Origin of the sequence: Nocardioides sp. S5 (assembly GCF_017310035.1) — a bacterium.
Lineage (GTDB): Bacteria > Actinomycetota > Actinomycetes > Propionibacteriales > Nocardioidaceae > Nocardioides.
On sequence record NZ_CP022296.1, the window covers coordinates 76,601 to 93,130 of the forward strand.

General features: G+C 72.4%; 20 protein-coding genes. 11 read left to right on the top strand and 9 right to left on the bottom strand.

What is annotated here, in order from left to right:
• Positions 1–17: 17 nt before the first annotated feature.
• The 3 genes from aat (at position 18) to CFI00_RS00380 (ending at position 1,729) form a co-directional block, all read left to right on the top strand.
• Positions 18–704, top strand: a complete 687-nt coding sequence (gene aat, locus CFI00_RS00370) for a leucyl/phenylalanyl-tRNA--protein transferase (protein WP_347401891.1) — start codon at positions 18–20, stop codon at positions 702–704.
• 71 nt (positions 705–775) lie between these two features.
• Positions 776–1,264, top strand: coding sequence for a hypothetical protein (locus CFI00_RS00375; protein WP_207083380.1), 489 nt, complete (start codon positions 776–778; stop codon positions 1,262–1,264).
• A gap of 141 nt (positions 1,265–1,405) precedes the next feature.
• The gene (locus CFI00_RS00380; RefSeq protein ID WP_207083381.1) at positions 1,406–1,729 is read left to right on the top strand and encodes a hypothetical protein; all 324 of its coding nucleotides are present in this window, start codon (positions 1,406–1,408) and stop codon (positions 1,727–1,729) included.
• Between the two features lie 98 nt (positions 1,730–1,827).
• On the opposite strand, the gene CFI00_RS00385 is transcribed toward CFI00_RS00380, so the two are convergent.
• A complete protein-coding gene (locus CFI00_RS00385) occupies positions 1,828–2,709 on the bottom strand; it encodes an Fpg/Nei family DNA glycosylase (protein WP_207083382.1) in 882 nt (293 codons plus the stop codon).
• Between the two features lie 46 nt (positions 2,710–2,755).
• Between CFI00_RS00385 and CFI00_RS00390 the strand changes: the two genes are divergently transcribed.
• Both CFI00_RS00390 and CFI00_RS00395 read left to right on the top strand, forming a co-directional pair.
• Complete coding sequence (locus CFI00_RS00390; RefSeq protein ID WP_207083383.1) at positions 2,756–3,019, top strand: hypothetical protein; 264 nt, start codon at positions 2,756–2,758, stop codon at positions 3,017–3,019.
• Positions 3,020–3,190: 171 nt separating this feature from the next.
• On the top strand, positions 3,191–4,387 hold the full coding sequence (locus CFI00_RS00395; protein WP_207083384.1) for an ATP-binding protein: 1,197 nt from the start codon (positions 3,191–3,193) through the stop codon (positions 4,385–4,387).
• A 6-nt stretch (positions 4,388–4,393) separates the two neighbouring features.
• Here CFI00_RS00395 and CFI00_RS00400 read toward each other — a convergent pair whose 3' ends face one another.
• Positions 4,394–5,809: an NAD(P)/FAD-dependent oxidoreductase gene (locus CFI00_RS00400; protein WP_207083385.1), complete on the bottom strand. Its 1,416-nt coding sequence runs from the start codon at positions 5,807–5,809 to the stop codon at positions 4,394–4,396.
• Between the two features lie 183 nt (positions 5,810–5,992).
• Between CFI00_RS00400 and CFI00_RS00405 the strand changes: the two genes are divergently transcribed.
• The 3 genes from CFI00_RS00405 to CFI00_RS00415 all read left to right on the top strand — a co-directional run bounded on the left by CFI00_RS00405 (position 5,993) and on the right by CFI00_RS00415 (position 8,129).
• The gene (locus CFI00_RS00405; protein ID WP_207083386.1) at positions 5,993–6,994 is read left to right on the top strand and encodes a TerC family protein; all 1,002 of its coding nucleotides are present in this window, start codon (positions 5,993–5,995) and stop codon (positions 6,992–6,994) included.
• Between the two features lie 209 nt (positions 6,995–7,203).
• Complete coding sequence (locus tag CFI00_RS00410) at positions 7,204–7,413, top strand: hypothetical protein (protein WP_207083387.1); 210 nt, start codon at positions 7,204–7,206, stop codon at positions 7,411–7,413.
• Positions 7,414–7,655: 242 nt separating this feature from the next.
• On the top strand, positions 7,656–8,129 hold the full coding sequence (locus tag CFI00_RS00415) for a DUF2087 domain-containing protein (RefSeq protein WP_207083388.1): 474 nt from the start codon (positions 7,656–7,658) through the stop codon (positions 8,127–8,129).
• A 9-nt stretch (positions 8,130–8,138) separates the two neighbouring features.
• Here CFI00_RS00415 and CFI00_RS00420 read toward each other — a convergent pair whose 3' ends face one another.
• Entirely contained in the window at positions 8,139–8,558 is a 420-nt protein-coding gene (locus CFI00_RS00420; RefSeq protein ID WP_207083389.1) for a DUF2177 family protein, read from the bottom strand.
• 75 nt (positions 8,559–8,633) lie between these two features.
• Between CFI00_RS00420 and CFI00_RS00425 the strand changes: the two genes are divergently transcribed.
• Both CFI00_RS00425 and CFI00_RS00430 read left to right on the top strand, forming a co-directional pair.
• Entirely contained in the window at positions 8,634–9,455 is an 822-nt protein-coding gene (locus tag CFI00_RS00425) for a glycerophosphodiester phosphodiesterase family protein (RefSeq protein WP_207083390.1), read from the top strand.
• 34 nt (positions 9,456–9,489) lie between these two features.
• A complete protein-coding gene (locus CFI00_RS00430) occupies positions 9,490–10,425 on the top strand; it encodes a DUF5926 family protein (protein ID WP_207083391.1) in 936 nt (311 codons plus the stop codon).
• Between the two features lie 267 nt (positions 10,426–10,692).
• Here CFI00_RS00430 and CFI00_RS00435 read toward each other — a convergent pair whose 3' ends face one another.
• From CFI00_RS00435 to CFI00_RS00460, 6 genes are all read right to left on the bottom strand, one after another.
• Positions 10,693–11,745, bottom strand: coding sequence for an adenylate/guanylate cyclase domain-containing protein (locus CFI00_RS00435; RefSeq protein WP_242532610.1), 1,053 nt, complete (start codon positions 11,743–11,745; stop codon positions 10,693–10,695).
• 5 nt (positions 11,746–11,750) lie between these two features.
• A complete protein-coding gene (locus CFI00_RS00440; protein WP_207083392.1) occupies positions 11,751–12,125 on the bottom strand; it encodes a cyclic nucleotide-binding domain-containing protein in 375 nt (124 codons plus the stop codon).
• Positions 12,126–12,173: 48 nt separating this feature from the next.
• Complete coding sequence (locus tag CFI00_RS00445; protein WP_207083393.1) at positions 12,174–13,409, bottom strand: arginine deiminase; 1,236 nt, start codon at positions 13,407–13,409, stop codon at positions 12,174–12,176.
• Between the two features lie 62 nt (positions 13,410–13,471).
• Positions 13,472–14,620 (bottom strand): GNAT family N-acetyltransferase, encoded by a 1,149-nt coding sequence (locus CFI00_RS00450; RefSeq protein ID WP_207083394.1) that lies wholly within the window; start codon positions 14,618–14,620, stop codon positions 13,472–13,474.
• The gene (locus CFI00_RS00455; RefSeq protein WP_242532611.1) at positions 14,602–15,207 is read right to left on the bottom strand and encodes a TMEM165/GDT1 family protein; all 606 of its coding nucleotides are present in this window, start codon (positions 15,205–15,207) and stop codon (positions 14,602–14,604) included. The genes CFI00_RS00450 and CFI00_RS00455 overlap by 19 nt, the downstream gene beginning before the upstream one ends.
• Positions 15,208–15,223: 16 nt before the next feature.
• On the bottom strand, positions 15,224–16,060 hold the full coding sequence (locus tag CFI00_RS00460) for a prephenate dehydratase (RefSeq protein WP_207083395.1): 837 nt from the start codon (positions 16,058–16,060) through the stop codon (positions 15,224–15,226).
• A gap of 70 nt (positions 16,061–16,130) precedes the next feature.
• Between CFI00_RS00460 and CFI00_RS00465 the strand changes: the two genes are divergently transcribed.
• Positions 16,131–16,529 carry a DUF4446 family protein gene (locus CFI00_RS00465; RefSeq protein WP_242532612.1) on the top strand — a complete coding sequence of 133 codons (399 nt, stop codon included), beginning with the start codon at positions 16,131–16,133 and terminating at the stop codon, positions 16,527–16,529.
• The last annotated feature ends 1 nt before the right edge of the window (position 16,530 follow it).

Genomic DNA, 16,530 nt, shown 5'->3' on the forward strand with positions numbered 1-16,530 from the left:
TCGCTACCGTGCGAAGCGTGCCCATCGCTCCCGCTCCGACCCCGTGGGCGTTCCCGCACCACTCGACGTGGGACCCCGACGACGACCTGGTCGCGCTGGGCGCCGACCTGGAGGCCGGGACCCTCGTGACGGCGTACGCAGCCGGCCTCTTCCCGATGCCGGTCACCCTCGAGGGCGACGAGCAGCTCGGCTGGTTCTCGCCCGTCGAGCGCGGGGTGCTGCCGCTCGACGGGATGCGGGTGTCGCGCTCGCTGCGGCGCTCCGCGCGCGACTTCGAGATCCGCATCGACACCGTCTTCGACGAGGTCCTGGCGCAGTGCGGGCGCACCGACCGCCCCGACGGCTGGATCACCCCCGACTTCAAGCAGGCCTACGGCCGCCTGCACCGCCTCGGCTGGGCACACTCGGTCGAGGCATGGCGCGACGGCCGGCTCGCCGGGGGGCTCTACGGCGTCGCCGTCGGTGGGCTGTTCGCCGGGGAGTCGATGTTCCACCACGAGCGCGACGCCTCGAAGGTCGCGCTGCTCGCCCTCGTGGACCTGCTGCAGGACCAGCACGCCGCGCACCGGGTGCTCGACGTGCAGTGGCAGACGCCGCACCTGGCCTCGCTGGGCGTCGTACGTCGTCCGCGCCCGGAGTACCTCGAGGCGCTCGAGCGGTCCCTGCGGGTGCCGCTGCCGGAGGCGTTCCGAATGGACGATTGACACGACCCGCGCAAGGGTAGGCGCGAGTCACGACACCGCGACGCGTCCGCGTCCGATCGAAGGGGAACCCCATGAACGTCCGCGCCCGCCTCGCCCTGACCGGCACCGTGCTGCTCGTCGGCGCCGTCACCTCGGCCTGCGGCGGTGGCGGCGGAGCTCCGGCCGACGCCAGCGAGAAGGACTTCTGCGACACCCAGAGCAGCCTGTTCAACGACCTGCTGCCCGAGGACATGGCCGACCCCGAGCTCCCCAGCAACGAGGAGATGGCGCAGGCGGTCAAGGACTGGGGCCGGGAGCTGGAGGAGATCGGGACCCCCGACGACATCTCCGACGACGCCCGCGCCGGGTTCGAGCAGCTCGTCGAGCAGGCGGGCGAGATCGACGCCGCCGACTTCACCATCGACCAGCTCGAGGAGCTCGAGCAGGGCGGCGCGGACGCGTCGGAGGCCGCGCAGCGCGAGGCCGAGGCCTTCGCCGACTACCTCACCAAGACCTGCGGCAACCCGCTCGACGACATCGAGATGCCCGAGATGCCGGAGCTGCCCGGGTCCACCGAGTGAGGCCGGGACGGGGTTCGACGTACGCAGGTGGGCCTGCCGGCCCGGGAGTAGCATCGAGAAAGGGAGGCGAGGACCATGGCGATCACGCGTGAGGGCAGGATCTGTTCGTTCTGCGGGGCGCAGGGGGGGCCCGGTACGGACGTGCCCCTGATCGGTGGCCTCGGCGCGCAGATCTGCCGCGTCTGCATCGAGGACTTCCACACCATGGTCCACGACCCGGCGCAGGTCGCCGAGGCGCGTGGCACCTTCCCGTGGGAGCGGATGAGCGACACCGAGGTGCTCGCCGCGCTCCCGATGATCCTGGCCTCGGCCGAGCAGAACCAGTCCTTCGCGCGCGAGTGGGTCGACCTGCTCCGCGCCCGCAACGTCTCGTGGGCCGAGATCGGCCGTACTCTCGGGGTGTCCCGCCAGGCCGCATGGGAGAGGTTCTCCCGGAAGTCCGGCGACAAGAGCGCCACTGCGTGAGACGATGTGACCCTGTCAAGGTACGCTTGACGGCAGCAGGTGCCGGGCGGGCTTCACGGGGGTGAGTCCGACCGGCACCTGCTCTGCGTCCGGCCGGGCTACTTCAGCAGCTTCGACATCCGCCGGTCCGCCAGCGGCTTCCCGCCGGTCTGGCACGTCGCGCAGTACTGCAGGCTCGAGTCCGCGAAGGACACCTCGCGCACGACGTCACCGCAGACCGGACAGGCCTGGCCGGTGCGGCCGTGCACCGCCAGGTTGCTCTTCTTCTCGCCCTTGAGCTCGCTCGCGGCGAGCCCGCTCGAGCGCTGGACCGCCTCGCCCAGCGTGCCGCGGATGGCGGCGTACAACGTCTCGAGGTCGTCGTCCTCGAGGCTGTTGGCCGGCTTGAAGGGCGACATCCGCGCGGCGTGGAGGATCTCGTCGGAGTAGGCGTTGCCGATGCCGGCGATGATCGACTGCATCCGCATCACGCCCTTGATCTGCTTGCGCCCCTCGGCCTCGAGGATCCCGCGCAGCACCTCGATCGTGAAGTCGTCGGAGAGCGGGTCCGGCCCCAGCCGCGCGATGCCCTCGACCTGCTGCGGGTCGCGCACGACGTAGATCGCCAGGCCCTTGCGGGTGCCGGCCTCGGTGATGTCGAGCCCGGGCTGCGTGTCGAGGTCGGGGTCGTCGATGACCACCCGCGCGGCGAGCGGGTTCTTGCTGTTGGGCCGGGCGGGCAGCGCCGGCACCTCGTCGCGCCACCGGATCCAGCCGGCGCGCGCGAGGTGGATGACGAGGTGGACCCCGCTGGCGTCGATGTCGAGGAACTTGCCGTGGCGCGTCACGTCCTCGACGAGCGTGCCGTGCAGGGCGTGCAGCGGCGGGTCGAAGGTCTTGAGGGCGCTGAAGGCGGCGAGGTCGACGCGGCTGATGGCGCGACCGACGAGGCGGCCGCGCAGGTCCTGGACGAGGGCTTCGACCTCGGGCAGCTCGGGCACGAAGTCGAGTCTAGGCAGATCTGTGTGCGTCGGGTCACAATGGGACATGGCCCAGCAGCGCACTCCTCGCACCGGGGCGGTCTTCCTCGACCCCCGCGGTGAGGACCGCTCCATGCGGGTGACCTGGCACCAGGAGCAGCAGGTCGTGGTGCTCTCGCTGTGGCGCGACAACGTGTGCGCCGGCACCTTCCGCCTCGCCGCCGACGAGGTGCCGGACCTGATCGCGCTCCTGCGCCGCGGGCTCGACGAGGCGTACGACGCGGCACGCGAGCGGGTCGACCGGGTGGAGCGGCCGAGCCGGGCGGGCTGAGGCCCGCCGTCGTTGCTTTCCCCGGGTACCCGGGGAAACTGGAGGTTCCAGTGCGAAGCTTCGCGGGTGAGGCTCGATCTTCCCCGGGTGGCCGGGGATCCCGACAGCGGCCGACTCGCGGACTATCCGGCAATCTAAGGCGCGGCCTAGATTCCCCGATACCGTCTGATCGTGGACCCGATCCGGAACCCGTACGCCCCCGGCGCGGGACAGCGCCCCCCCGAGCTCGCCGGCCGCGACGAGCAGCTCGCCGCCTTCGAGGTCGTGCTCGAGCGCGTCGCCAAGGGGCGCCCCGAGCGCAGCCTGGTGCTGACCGGGTTGCGCGGCGTCGGCAAGACCGTCCTGCTCAACGCGCTGCGCGGCGCCGCCGTACGCAAGGGGTGGGGGACCGGCAAGCTCGAGGCGCGGCCGGGGCAGGGCCTGCGTCGCCCGCTGAGCAGCGCGCTCCACCAGGCGGTGCGCGAGCTCGGGCACCGCGACGAGGACTCGGTCGACCACGTCCTGGGTGTGATCAAGTCCTTCGCCCACCGTGACGCCGGCACCGCTGCGAAGCTCAAGGACCAGTGGAGTCCCGGCATCGACGCCCCCGCCGTGCGCGGGCGGGCCGACTCCGGCGACATCGAGATCGACCTCGTCGAGCTCTTCACCGACCTCGGCGGCCTGGCCGCAGACGTGGGCAAGGGCATCGGCATCTTCATCGACGAGATGCAGGACCTCGGCCCCGACGACATCTCGGCACTGTGCGCGGCCTGCCACGAGCTGAGCCAGTCGGGCCTGCCGGTGATCGTGGTCGGCGCGGGCCTCCCGCACCTGCCGGCAGTGCTGAGCGCGAGCAAGTCCTACAGCGAGCGGCTCTTCCGCTACCAGCGCATCGACCGGCTCTCCCGCGAGGCCGCCGACCGCGCGCTCGAGGCGCCGGCCGCGGACGAGGACGCGGCGTACGCCGACGACGCGCTGGCTGCGATGTACGACGCCACCGGCGGCTACCCCTACTTCATCCAGGCCTACGGCAAGGCCGTGTGGGACCTCGCCCCGCGCTCGCCGATCACGGCCGACGACGTCGCGGTCGCCGCGCCCGAGGCCGAGTCCGAGCTCGCGGTCGGCTTCTTCGGCTCACGCTACGAGCGCGCCACGCCGGGGGAGCGTGACTACCTGATGGCGATGGCCGAGGTCGCGGCCGCGCAGGACGAGGCCGAGGGCGACGCGGTGCTCAGCGCCGACGTCGCGGCGAGCCTCGGCAAGAAGCCGCAGTCGCTCTCACCGGCGCGCGACTCCCTGCTCAAGAAGGGCCTCGTCTACTCCGGCGAGCGCGGCCGGATCGCCTTCACGGTCCCGCACTTCGGGCGCTACCTGCGCGAACGGGGCTGACGGGCTTCACCGCTCGGGCGGCACCCGGAGCTCGCGCGGCAGCTCCTCGAGCAGCCGCAGCCACAGCTCGGCGGCGGTGGGGTACGACGCCACGGCGTGGCGCAGGACGTGGACCGGCACCCTGCCGGTGATCGCGACCGTCGCGGCGTGCACCAGCTCACCGGCCTCCGGGCCGACGAAGGTCGCGCCGAGCAGGAGTCGTGAGTCGGTCTCGACGACCAGCTGGGCGTGTCCCACGACGTGGTCGCGCAGCAGGCCGGTGCCGGCAGCGGCCGACGTCGGGACGCGGGAGGTGACCACCTCGTGTCCGGCGTCGCGGGCCTGCGCCTCGGTGAGGCCGACGCTCGCGACCTCCGGGTCGCTGAACACGACCTGTGGCACGGGCGCCTCGCGGTCCGGCTCCCACGCCACCTCGCCGGCGGCGGCCGCGGCGATGCGGGCGCCGACCAGGCGGGCCTGGTGCTTGCCCCAGTGGGTCAGCGGCGGGCCACCGCTGGCGTCGCCCACGGCGTGCAGCCACTCGGGCAGCCGGCCACCGGTGACGTCGTCGGGGGTGAGCCCGACGGAGTCCAGGCCGAGGTCGTCGAGCCGCGGCGCGCGCCCGATCGAGAGCAGGAGCTCGTCGGCCTCGAGCTCACCCGCCGAGGTGGTCAGGGTGACCGTGCCTCCGTGGATGCGCCCGACCCCGGTGGCCTCTGCGCCCTCCCGGCGTACGCCGGTCACGTCGGTCTGCAGGTGCACGGTGACGCCCCGCGCGCGCAGGCCCTCCAGGACGGCCTCGCCCGCGAAGGGCTCGGTGCGCCCGAGCAGGCGTCGGTCGCGCACCACGAGGGTCACCTCGGAGCCGAGGGCGGACATCCAGGTCGCGGCCTCGCAGGCGACGACCCCGCCGCCGACCACGACGAGGCGGTCCGGCACCTCGGTCACCGCGGTGGCGTCGCGCGAGTCCCACGGCAGGGCGTCGGCGTACATCTGCGGCACGTGGGCCGCGCTGCCGGTCGCGATCACCACGGCCCGCCGGGCCCGGACGGTGCGCTCGCCGTCGGATCCCGACACCCGGACCGTCCGCTCGCCGACCAGCCGGGCGTCGCCGCGCAGGACCGCGAGCCCGGCGCCCTCGGCCCAGGTGACCTGTCCGGCGTCGTCGTAGTGCGACACCCAGGCATCGCGCCGCTCGAGCAGCGCCTTCGGCGCCACGTGGGCAGTCGAGACCCCCGGCAGGTCGGCGGTGAGGTCGGCGACGGCGATCGGGCGCAGCAGCGCCTTGCTGGGCATGCACGCCCAGTAGCTGCACTCGCCGCCGAGCAGCTCGCGCTCGACGATGACAGCGGTCATGTCGGTGCCCTCGACGGCGTACTGCGCGGCGTTCTCGCCCGCCGGTCCGCCTCCGATGACGATGACGTCGTACTCGAGGTCGTCCATGGTCGCGACACTACGGTGCGCGCTCGACTGGCGACCACGTTGAAGCATCACCTACACTCCACCGCGAGGGGAGTACCCCACCAACGCTCGTCGGTCACTACGGCGCCTCAGCAGGCGCCCCGGCGCGCGGCCGATCGCACCAGCGGCGGGGGAGACCTCAGGAACTCGATCCTGAGGAGACCCATGACGTCCATCGCGTCCCCGACCCTGTGGTTCATCACCATCGGCGTCGTCGTCGCCCTGCTCGCCGTCGACTTCATCGCCACGCGCCGCCCGCACGAGGTCTCGATGAAGGAGGCCATCGGCTGGTCGGCGTTCTACGTCGCGCTGCCGCTCGCCTTCGGCCTCTACGTCTGGAACGTCCACGGTGGGGACCGTGGCCTGGAGTACTACACCGGCTACCTCGTCGAGAAGACGCTGAGCGTCGACAACCTCTTCGTCTTCATGCTGCTGCTGGCGGCCTTCGCCGTCCCCGAGGTGCTCAAGCAGCGGGTGCTGCTCTACGGCATCATCGGTGCGCTCGTGCTGCGCGGCATCTTCATCGCCCTCGGCGCGGCGGCGCTCTCGCGCTTCGACTGGGTCTTCCTCATCTTCGGCGCGATCCTGCTGCTCACCGGGGTCAAGCTGCTGCGTGACGCGATCCGCGGGCAGGAGCACGAGGTCGACGTCGCCCAGATGCGTGTGGTCAAGGTGATGCGCCGCTTCATGCCCGTCACCGACGAGTACGAGGGCGCGAAGTTCACCGTGGTCAAGGGGGGCGTGCGGGCGCTGACGCCGTTCGCCCTCGTCACCGTCGCGGTCTTCGCCACCGACGTGGTGTTCGCCGTCGACTCCGTGCCGGCGGTCTACGGCATCACCGGCGACCCCTACCTGGTCTTCGTCACCAACGCGTTCGCCCTGCTCGGCCTGCGCGCGCTCTACTTCGTGCTCGAGGGTGCGCTCGGTGCGCTCGCCCACCTCAGCTACGGCCTCGCGGCGATCCTCGGCTTCATCGGCTTCAAGCTGGTGCTGCACTGGGCCCACCTGGTCTGGCCGTCGGTGCCGGACGTGCCCACGCTGATGTCGCTGTTCGTCATCCTCGGCATCCTGGCGGTCACCATCACGACCAGCCTCCTCGCCAACCGCCGCGCCAAGGCGAGGGCGGCCGAGGGCCTCGACGAGGACGAGCCGGTCGGCACGCGCTGACCCAGCTCCGCACGTGGTGCCTCCGACGGCTCCGGGCTAGACCATGTCGGTCCGGTGGCCGTGCGGGGGCATCGCTCCGTGCACGTCCCGACCACTGCTCGGTAACACCGCTCCCGTCCCAGCTGGGCGTGCCTAGGTTCCCTGGCAGATGACGCAGCGGAAACTCGGGAGAAACGCCACGGAATCACCGCTGATCCAGGGAGACGGTCATGATCCACCACCTCGCGACCCGCTCGTACGACGACGTGGCGCACGGGGACGCACCGCTCTTCGTGCTCCTCCGCTCCACCCTCGGCCTCCCGCCGGACGACCCCCAGTGGTGGGCGTGCGACCCGAAGCGGGTCGAGGTGGACCTGGTGGAGCGCACCCTGGCCGGGCTGCGCGCCTGGGAGCCGGACGCCGACCTCGGTCGACGGTGAGCAAACGTCTTGCCGATCGCCCCCGCGCGGGGTCAACCCCGTGGGAAAGTCTTTGCCCTCGCCGCTGAGTCTCTGGGAGACTCAACCCCGAGGGCGCCGTCCAGCGCCCAGCCCACGCGTCGGCCCCAGTCCGTGCGAGGTGGCGAAGGGGAGCAGATCCTCGGACGCATCCATGAGTCGCATCGTTGACGCCCGCTGCAGCGGCGCACTGGGGGCGCAGCGCAGTCGAAGGTGATCACGACATGACCAGGGACAGCGACTTCAAGGACGTCGTGCGTGCGCGCATGGCCGAGACCGGTGAGGGCTACGCCGCCGCACGGGCCGCCCTGGAGGGGACCCGCAGCCCGCGCCGTGAGGTGTACGAGGCCGCGCGTGCCGAGCAGGAGCGGCTGGTGGGACGCCTCTTCGCCGACGGGCGCATCGCGCGCGTGCCGGCGAAGCGGAAGGTCCGCGCTGCCGTGCTGCTGGAGGTGGTGCGCCGCTTCGAGCGGGGGCGCGTGTACTCCGAGCGCGAGGTGAACGACGTCCTGCTCGGGGTGCACGAGGACTTCGCCTACCTGCGCCGCGAGCTGGTGAACTACCGCTACCTCGAGCGGGAGGACGGCCGCTACCGGACGGCCGCGCAGGCGCCCGAGCGGGCGGCGGTCGAGCGGCAGGAGATCCCGGCGTGGGAGGCCCACTGGCTGCCAGGCTTCCTTGCCGACCACGTGCGCTGACCGCGGCGCTCAGCTGCTCCCGCGCGCCCACCCGGGCAGGCGCTGCGCGACGGCGTACGTCGTGACCGAGACCGTCGCCGCCAGGAACGTGCCCCACGCCAGGTCGATCGGGACGAGCGCGGCAGGGAAGTCGCGCAGGACCGCGAGGTTCGTGAGGTCCCAGGTGGCGTAGGTGACGAAGCCGAAGAAGCCGCCCGCGCCGATCGCGCGTCGCCACGAGCCCGCGGCGACCGCCGGGTGGATCACGAAGTAGAGCAGGCCGGCGACGAAGATCGCGTAGAAGACGAACGCCGCACCGACGTTGGGTGAGGGCGCCAGCAGGTCGCCGAGGTGGCGCGCGTAGGTGTCCTCCGCGACGGTGCCGAGCCAGATCAGGTCGAGCACGCAGAAGACCACGGCGGCGACGGCGTACTGCGCGACCCAGGACATGGCGTCCAGCATGGCACCCGCCCGTGGGGGGCCGTCCTGCCGCGCGGAGGTCCCCGGACGTGCCATGCTCGAGCCATGCGTCGTACGCCGCGCATCCGGCGCCCCCGTGAATCCCGCACCCGACCGCAGGTGGTCGCCCACCGGGGCAGCAGCCACGACACGGCCGAGCACACGCTCGCGGCCTACGTGAAGGCCCTCGACGAGGGCGCCGATGCCCTCGAGTGCGACGTCCGGCTCACCGCGGACGGCCACCTCGTGTGCGTGCACGACCGCGACCTGAGGCGTACGGCGTCCACCACGGGGCTGGTGTCGACGATGAACCTCGCCGAGCTCGACGAGCTCGACTTCGCGTCGTGGAAGAGCCCGTGGTCCGACCTCGACGACGAGGCCCCGGACCGGGACCCCGCGGACGGCAAGGTCCTCACCCTGCGCAAGCTCCTCGAGATGGTCGCCGACTACGACCGGCACGTCGAGCTGGCCATCGAGACCAAGCACCCCACCCGCTACGGCGGGCTGGTCGAGCGACGCCTGGTGGAGACGCTGGGCGACTTCGGCTGGGACCGGGCGGGGTCCCCGGCCCGGGTGATGAGCTTCTCGCTCAACGCCGTGAGCCGTGTACGCCGCCTCGCGCCGGGGCTCGAGGTCGTGATGCTCGTCGACAAGGCGCACCACTGGCCGGTGCTGCGCCCGGTCGTCGACGACGACTGGATCATCGGCCCCGGCATCAAGGAGCTGCGCGAGCACCCCGGCCTGGGGCGCCACCTGGTCAAGGCGGGGCGCGAGATCCACGTGTGGACCGTCAACACCGCCGACGACCTCGAGATCTGCCTCGACCTCGGGGTGACGGCCGTGATCAGCGACCGCCCGGCCCACATCCTCGAGCTGCTCGACCGCTGAGCGCGGCGCCGGGACGCCGCACTAGGCTCGGGGAATGGCCAAGAAGTCGCGCAACCGCAGCACGTCCGCGTCCACCCCCGCTGCCGGCGAGGTCGGCCCCCGCCAGCCCTGCCCCTGCGGCTCGGGCAAGCGCTACAAGGCCTGCCACGGCGCGGCCGGCGGTGCCGCCCCGACCTTCGTGGCGCGCCCCTTCGAGGGCATGCCCAGCGAGTGCGACGTCATTGCGCTGCGCGAGCTCGTGCCCGCGGCCACTGCGCCCCTCACGCTCAAGGACGGCGACCGCAGGGTCCGCCTGGCCACCCTGCTGCCCGGCGCAGCACCGGCCATGGTGCGCGACTCCGGCGACGTCTGGCTCGGCCTGCAGGTGCAGCACGCCTACGGCAACCCGGCCCGCGACCTCGGTGCCGTCCTCGAGCTGGCCATGGCCACCGAGGAGCCCGGCATCATCGGTCTCCTGAGCGCCCCCGGCGAGGGTCCGACCCTCCAGGACCTCATCACCGACACCAGCCTCGACATCACCGTGCACGACGGCTTCGAGTACTGGATCGACGACATCCCCGAGCGCGACGCCGGCATGGAGGCCGCCCTCGAGCAGGCCAACGGCGGCGTGATGCCGACCACGCGGCTCACCTCGGTCGAGGCGGCGTACTGGACCAACGTCGGCACCAAGGAGCACCTGCGCTGGGTCATGCCGCACCCCGAGGACGCGCTGCTGGACGCGCTGGCCCGCCTCCACGCCGCCGGCCGGGACTCGGTGGTCGAGGGCTCGCGCTTCGTGGGCATGTTCCGTGCGCACGGGCTGCTCGCCCCGGTGTGGGACCTGCCGCTCGGCACCGGCGCCGAGGTGCTCGAGGAGCCAGCCGCGCGTTTCGCCGCCGACCTCGAGGAGGCCCTGGCCGGCGAGGAGCTCACGGCAGCCGAGCGTTCCGCCCGGGCCGGGCTCGCCAACCGCCAGGTCACGATCCGGTAAGAGCGGCTCCACGTGTTGGCCACGTGATGAACACAAGCGGGCCAACGGTTGTGCGGGCCCTCAGGGGCGGAGTAGATTCGTCCCTGCCCGGTCGTTGTTGTTTCCCCCGTCAACAACGACCGGGCTTTCACGTCTCCGGACGTCGTGGGTGGCGGCCCGAGTGCCCGCCATCATGAGCACTCGGGCCTCGGCTCATGGGCACTCATGAATGCCCGCGAACCTGGCCCACCGTACCCAGCCGTCGGGAATGCATCCGCGCGATGCGCGTCACTCCCGCACGGGGGCCGGTCGGACCCGCCAGGCCTCGAGGTTCTTGAAGCCCTTGGCCGACACCCGCCGCAGCCTGCGCCAGCGCCAGGGTGAGGCGTCCTCACCGTCGTCGCCCTCCTCAACTGTCTCCGTCAGGGTCTCGCGGACCCCGATGTCGACCAGCACGGTGCCCGGCCGGGCGGCCGAGGTGAGGCGGGAGGCGGCGTTGACGGTGGAGCCGAAGACGTCTCCGAGGCGGCGTACGACGGCTCCGTGGGCGATGCCGGCGCGGACGGCGGGGAACGGGTCGTCGGGGTCGTCTCCGCGCGCGGTGAGCCTGGTGGCGATGGTCACGGCGGCCGCGGGGTCGGCGACGGTGAAGAGCACCTCGTCGCCGATGGTCTTGATGACCTGGCCGCCGTGGTCGACGACGAGGGTCGTGGTGTCCTGCTCGAAGCGGTCGATCCACTCGACGAGCTCGGCGCCGTCGAGGCTGCGGCTCTGGGTGGTGTAGCCGACGATGTCGATGAAGCAGACCGACATCCGCGCCTCGCCGGTGCCGCTCGTCAGGGTGGTGGCGTGCTCGAGCAGGTGCTGCGACGCGCTCGCCAGGTGGCGGCGCCAGACGTAGCTCTGGAGCGCCTCGACGCGCGGCAGCACGTCGGAGGTGAGCTCGGTGAGCGCCGCGGCGGGGTCACCGCCCTCGACCGCCAGCTCGGCCAGCAGCGCGGTCTGCCACTCCGCGAGCCGGGCGTAGCTGCGGCCCCAGGTGCGGACGAGCGCCGCCTGCGAGTCCGGCGGCAGGATGCCCATCTCGACCAGGTCGGCGCTCAGCCGCAACGCCTCGACGTCGCTCTCGGCGAAGGCGACGTCGTCGTCGTGGTGGTGCGGGAAGCCGAGGTGGTGCCACAGCGTCACTGCCAGCTCGAGCGGCACCCCGGCCCGCTCGGCGACCTGCACCCGGGTCAGGCTCGGCTCCTGCCCGAGCAGGAACGCCTCCATGGCGCGGGCCGTCCCGTCCGGCACGTCGAGCGCCGCAGGTGCCTCCGCCGTGGGACGCGCCTCGCCCACCGTGCTCAGCCGCCTGCCGCACGCCCGGCGGCAGCGGCGCGCAGGGCGGCCCCGAACGCCGGGACCTCGTCGGCGAGCTGCTCGAGCCGCTCGCTGGTGAAGTGCACGACCCGCAGGGGCGTCAGCGCGACGACGGTGGCCGAGCGGAGCGTGCGGTGGACGATCGCGGTCTCCCCGACCACGGCCCCGGGGCCGAGGGTGGCGATCTCGACGCCCCCCTTGCGCACCGACACCTCGCCCTCGGTGATGAGGTACGCCTTGTCGGCGGGCGTGCTCTCGGCGATGGGCGACCAGCCCTGGGGCAGGCGCAGGGCGTTGCCGGCAGCCAGGACGCGCTGGGCGTCGGCGGGCTCCAGGGCGTCGAGGATCGAGTCAGTCATGCCCGGTCAACGAGCCACCGACGCGAGGGTGATGCCCCCCGGTGCGGTTCAGTCCACCCTGAGCGGCTCGCGCGAGATCGGGCAGCTCATGCAGCGCGGCCCGCCGCGACCCGAGCCGAGCTCGGAGCCGGCGATCCGCACGACCTCGATGCCGGCGTCCTCGAGCCGGTCGTTGGTCTCGTCGTTGCGCTCGTAGGCGACGGCGACCCGCGGCGCGAGCGCCAGCGTGTTGTTGCCGTCGTCCCACTGCTCGCGCTCGGCGGTGACCGGGTCCAGGCCGGTGTCGATCTGGTGCAGCGTGTCGATCTGCATCGCCTTGGCGGCCGCGACGAGGAACGGCTCGGACCCGCTGACGCTCAGCGTCAGGTCGGACTCGCCCGAGCCACGGTCCTCGAGGGTCACCGTCACCGCGCGGAGCGTGTCGGCGACGTTGGGATACATCACGACCTTGTCGACGTCGACCATCGTGCAGACGGTGTCGAGGTGCATCGTCGCGCGCTCCTGCGCGATCGGCACGGCCAGCACGGTGTGCGCGAGGTCGGCGTGGAAGACCTGGCGGGCCAGCCGCTCCACCCCGGCGGGCGTCGTACGCTCACCGACGCCGACGGCGATCACACCGGGCGCGAGGAGCAGGACGTCGCCGCCCTCGACGTGCTCGTTGTGCCAGCCGTGGATCTTGCGGGTGCCGGCGAAGCGCGGGTGCTCGGTGTAGATGAGCTCGGTCAGCTGGGTCTCGCGCTTGCGGGCGGGCATCGCGAGGCTGGTCACCGCAACCCGGTCCCGCACCCACACGCTCGAGTCGCGGGTGAAGAGCAGGTTGGGCAGCGGGTCGACGAGGAAGTCGTGCGGGTGGAGCAGGCTGGTCACCAGTCCGTGGCCGCCCTTGACCTCGTCGTTGCGGATGCCCGAGGTGAGCACGTCGGTCAGCTCGGCGGGGCTGAGGTCGCGCAGGGCCTGGGCGAGGTAGCGGCGCATCGTGTCGCCGAGGTGCAGGCCCGACAGCGCGCTGGTGATCGCGTGGTTGCGGGCGAGCTCGCTCTCGAGGGTCTCGGTGAGCAGCTCGGTGAGGTAGAGCACCTCCACGCCGCGCTCGCGCAGGGTCGCGGCGAACGCGTCGTGCTCCTCCTGCGCGCGGCTGACCCACGGGATGCCGTCGAAGAGCAGCCGGTCGTTGTTGCGGGGCGTGAGCCGCTTGAGCTCGTTGCCGGGCCGGTGGAGCATGACCGTGGCCAGCCGGCCGACTTCGCTGTCCGCGCCGTGGGGGGCGGTGGTGTGGGAGACCATGTGCGGACTCTAGTGCCGAGGGGGTCCGGGGAACCACGCCCGCCGCACGTGCGGCGGGCGGATCAGCCGGGCGACACCCGCCACTCCTCGGCGAGGAGCGCGTAGTCGTACGAGCTGGTCCACGTCCCCTTGGACCAGAAGTCGGCGACCTTGTCGGCCTCGCGCCGCATCCCGAGCCGCTCGCATAGCGCGGCGGAGCGGTGGTTGCGGGCGTCGAGGTTCGCCACGATGCGGCGCAGCCCGTAGTGCTCGAAGCCGAGGCGCAGCACCTCGCGGGCGGCCTCGGTGGCGAAGCCGCGTCCGGCGTGCTGAGGCAGGACCGTCCACCCGATCTCGCCCTCGCTCATCCCGGTGCCCTGGAGGTGGAGCATCGAGTCGCCGACGACCACGCCGTCGTGCTCGACGACGAGCGAGACGAGCTCGCCGGATGCCCCGGCAAGGCGCCGGCGCACCATCTCGACCACCTCGGCGCGGTTCATCGGGCGGCTCAGCAGCAGGTTGGTCCACTCCTCGGAGGCCCAGGCCTCGACGAAGGCCTCGGCGTCACCCGGCTCGTAGGGGCGCAGCAGCAGGCGCTCGGTGCGCACCGGCCAGGCCGGCGGGGAAGGCGTGAGGAGCTCGGCGCGGGGGAGGTCGACCCACAGCTCGCGCACCGTCGGGCCGCCGAACCGGAGCCGGTCGTACGCCGTCATCGGCAGGAGCAGCGAGTCCAGCCCGGGCACGGCGAGCACGCCGTCGACGGCCTCGCCGAGCATCCCGCGGCCGGTCTCGTCGTGCGGGTCGCGGCGCAGCAGGTCGAGCGCCGCGGCGGCCTCGGCGATGCGCTCGTCGCGCTGCCGGATCCGCACCGGGTTGACGTCGCGCAGGCTGACCTCCTGCCCGGACAGGTAGTGGGCCCACTCCTGGGCGCCGGTCTCTGCGTCGCCCTCCCAGAAGGCGGTGAACCACCTCCGGAGCCGGTCGGGGCCACCGGCGATGTCGGCCAGCTCGCCGTGCGCCGCGGGCACCATCGGGGTGCCGTCACGCAGGACGTACGACGGCAGCGGCAGGCGGCCCTCGAGCATGAGCGCCACCGCCTCGGGCGTCGCCGCGACGAAGTGCTCACGCACGTAGGCGTCGTCGTCGGCGGTCATCGGGTGGTCGCCGTTGACGGCGACGTAGCGGTCGTGGACCGCCATCCGCACCCGATGGGTCAGCGCGTCATCTCCCACACCGTCAAGACTGCCATCAGGACGCAGACCGTGGCACCCACGTAGTGGAGCAGCGAGAGCCTGATCCGCTGGAGCAGCAGGCGGCCCACGAGGACGGCGAGGCCGGAGACCGCGAGCAGCGCGCCCCACGCGCCGAGGAACACCGACACCGGGTCGTCGTACTTCGCGACCAGCGAGATGGTCAGCAGCTGCGACAGGTCACCCCACTCGGCGGCGAAGAGCACCAGGAACGAGGTGGCGACCACCCGGAAGCCATGGGCGGCGGGGTCGGCCTTCGCGGCGTACTCCTCCTCCTGGTCGGCCTCGTCGTCGTCGGCCGAGCGCGCCTCGCGGAACAGGATGACCGCGCCGATGAGGAAGAGGAGCGCGGCAACGGTCTGGATCAGCTGCTCGGGCAGGAAGGACGCCGCCTTGCCGAGGCCGACCGCGATGCCGGTCTGGACGAGGAAGGCGAGACCGACGCCGATCCAGACGAAGAGCGGGCGCATCTTCGTCGACATCACCAGCGTGGCGATGAAGGTCTTGTCGGGCAGCTCGACGACGAAGATGGCGCCGAAGGCGAGGGCCACCACGAGGAGATCGATCACCGCGCGAGTGTCTCAATCACTCCGCGCGGAACTCGTCGGCGGGGTAGACCCCGAGCACCTTCACCTCGGTGGTGAAGAAGGCGAGCTCCTCGAGCGCGTTGCGCACGCCCGGGTCGTCGGGGTGGCCGTCGACCTCGGCGAGGAACTGGGTGGCGGTGAAGTGGCCGCCGACCATGTAGCTCTCCAGCTTGGTCATGTTGACGCCGTTGGTGGCGAAGCCGCCGAGCGCCTTGTAGAGCGCCGCCGGCAGGTTGCGCACGTTGAAGATGAAGGTCGTCACCACCGGGCCCTCGCCGGCCGTGGCCTGCTCGAAGTCGCGCGAGAGCACGACGAAGCGGGTGGTGTTGTGGTCCTCGTCCTCGATCTCCTCGCGCAGCACCTGAAGGCCGTAGATCCCGGCGGCCAGCGGTGGGGCGATCGCGGCCTGGGTCAGGTCGCCGGACTCCGCCACCTCGCGGGCCGCGCCGGCGGTGTCGCCCGCGACGACCGGGGTCAGCCCGAGCTCGCGGATCACGCCGCGGCACTGTCCGAGCGCGTGGACGTGGCTGTGCACGGTGCGCAACGAGTCGACGTTCGCGCCCGGCAGGGCCATCAGGGAGAACTGGATGCGCAGGAACCGCTCACCGACGATGTGGAGGTCCGAGGTCGGCAGGAAGTGGTGGATGTCGGCCACCCGGCCGGCGATCGAGTTGTCGATCGGGATCATCGCCAGGTCGGCGTCGCCGTTCTCCACCGCCGCGAAGGCGTCCTCGAAGGACGCGCACGGCATCGGCTCCCAGTCCGGGTAGGCCTGCTGGCACACCAGGTGGGAGTTGGCACCGGGCTCTCCCTGGTAGGCGATGCGGCGATTCACAGGGCGGAGTCTGTCACCTCCGGCCGTGTCCGGCAGGCCGTGACCAGTCGCCGAACATAGGGTCAGGGGCGTGCTCGTGCTCTCCGTCGTCGCCGTCGTCCTCGCCGCCCTGGCCTGCGTGCTCGCCGGGCTCGCCCTGCGGCGTACGCCGTCGCGCTCCGGCGGTGACGGGGTCGAGGCGCTGCCCGAGGACGTGCACGGCCTGCGCCAGGAGGTCGCGGCCCTCAAGGCGGAGAGCTCCGACGCGCTGCGCCACCTCTCCGTCGTGCGCTACGACGCCTTCGGCGACGTCGGCGGTCATCTCAGCTGGAGCCTGGCGGTGCTCGACGACGCCGGCCACGGGGTCGTGCTGACGTCGATCCACGGTCGCAGCGAGGCCCGCACCTACGCCAAGTCGATCTCCTCCTGGATGTGCGAGCAGCAGCTCTCGCCGGAGGAGGAGGAGGCGATCGAGCACGCGCGTCCCTGAG

Bases quoted from the DNA above. Each gene is read 5' to 3' on its own strand.
- CFI00_RS00375 (WP_207083380.1), top strand. From the start codon at position 776: ATGAACGTCCGCGCCCGCCTCGCCCTGACCGGCACCGTGCTGCTCGTC.
- CFI00_RS00390 (WP_207083383.1), top strand. From the start codon at position 2,756: ATGGCCCAGCAGCGCACTCCTCGCACCGGGGCGGTCTTCCTCGACCCC.
- CFI00_RS00420 (WP_207083389.1), bottom strand. From the start codon at position 8,558: ATGTCCTGGGTCGCGCAGTACGCCGTCGCCGCCGTGGTCTTCTGCGTG.
- CFI00_RS00405 (WP_207083386.1), top strand. From the start codon at position 5,993: ATGACGTCCATCGCGTCCCCGACCCTGTGGTTCATCACCATCGGCGTC.
- CFI00_RS00400 (WP_207083385.1), bottom strand. From the start codon at position 5,809: ATGGACGACCTCGAGTACGACGTCATCGTCATCGGAGGCGGACCGGCG.
- CFI00_RS00425 (WP_207083390.1), top strand. From the start codon at position 8,634: ATGCGTCGTACGCCGCGCATCCGGCGCCCCCGTGAATCCCGCACCCGA.
- CFI00_RS00415 (WP_207083388.1), top strand. From the start codon at position 7,656: ATGACCAGGGACAGCGACTTCAAGGACGTCGTGCGTGCGCGCATGGCC.
- CFI00_RS00445 (WP_207083393.1), bottom strand. From the start codon at position 13,409: ATGGTCTCCCACACCACCGCCCCCCACGGCGCGGACAGCGAAGTCGGC.
- CFI00_RS00430 (WP_207083391.1), top strand. From the start codon at position 9,490: ATGGCCAAGAAGTCGCGCAACCGCAGCACGTCCGCGTCCACCCCCGCT.
- CFI00_RS00440 (WP_207083392.1), bottom strand. From the start codon at position 12,125: ATGACTGACTCGATCCTCGACGCCCTGGAGCCCGCCGACGCCCAGCGC.
- CFI00_RS00410 (WP_207083387.1), top strand. From the start codon at position 7,204: ATGATCCACCACCTCGCGACCCGCTCGTACGACGACGTGGCGCACGGG.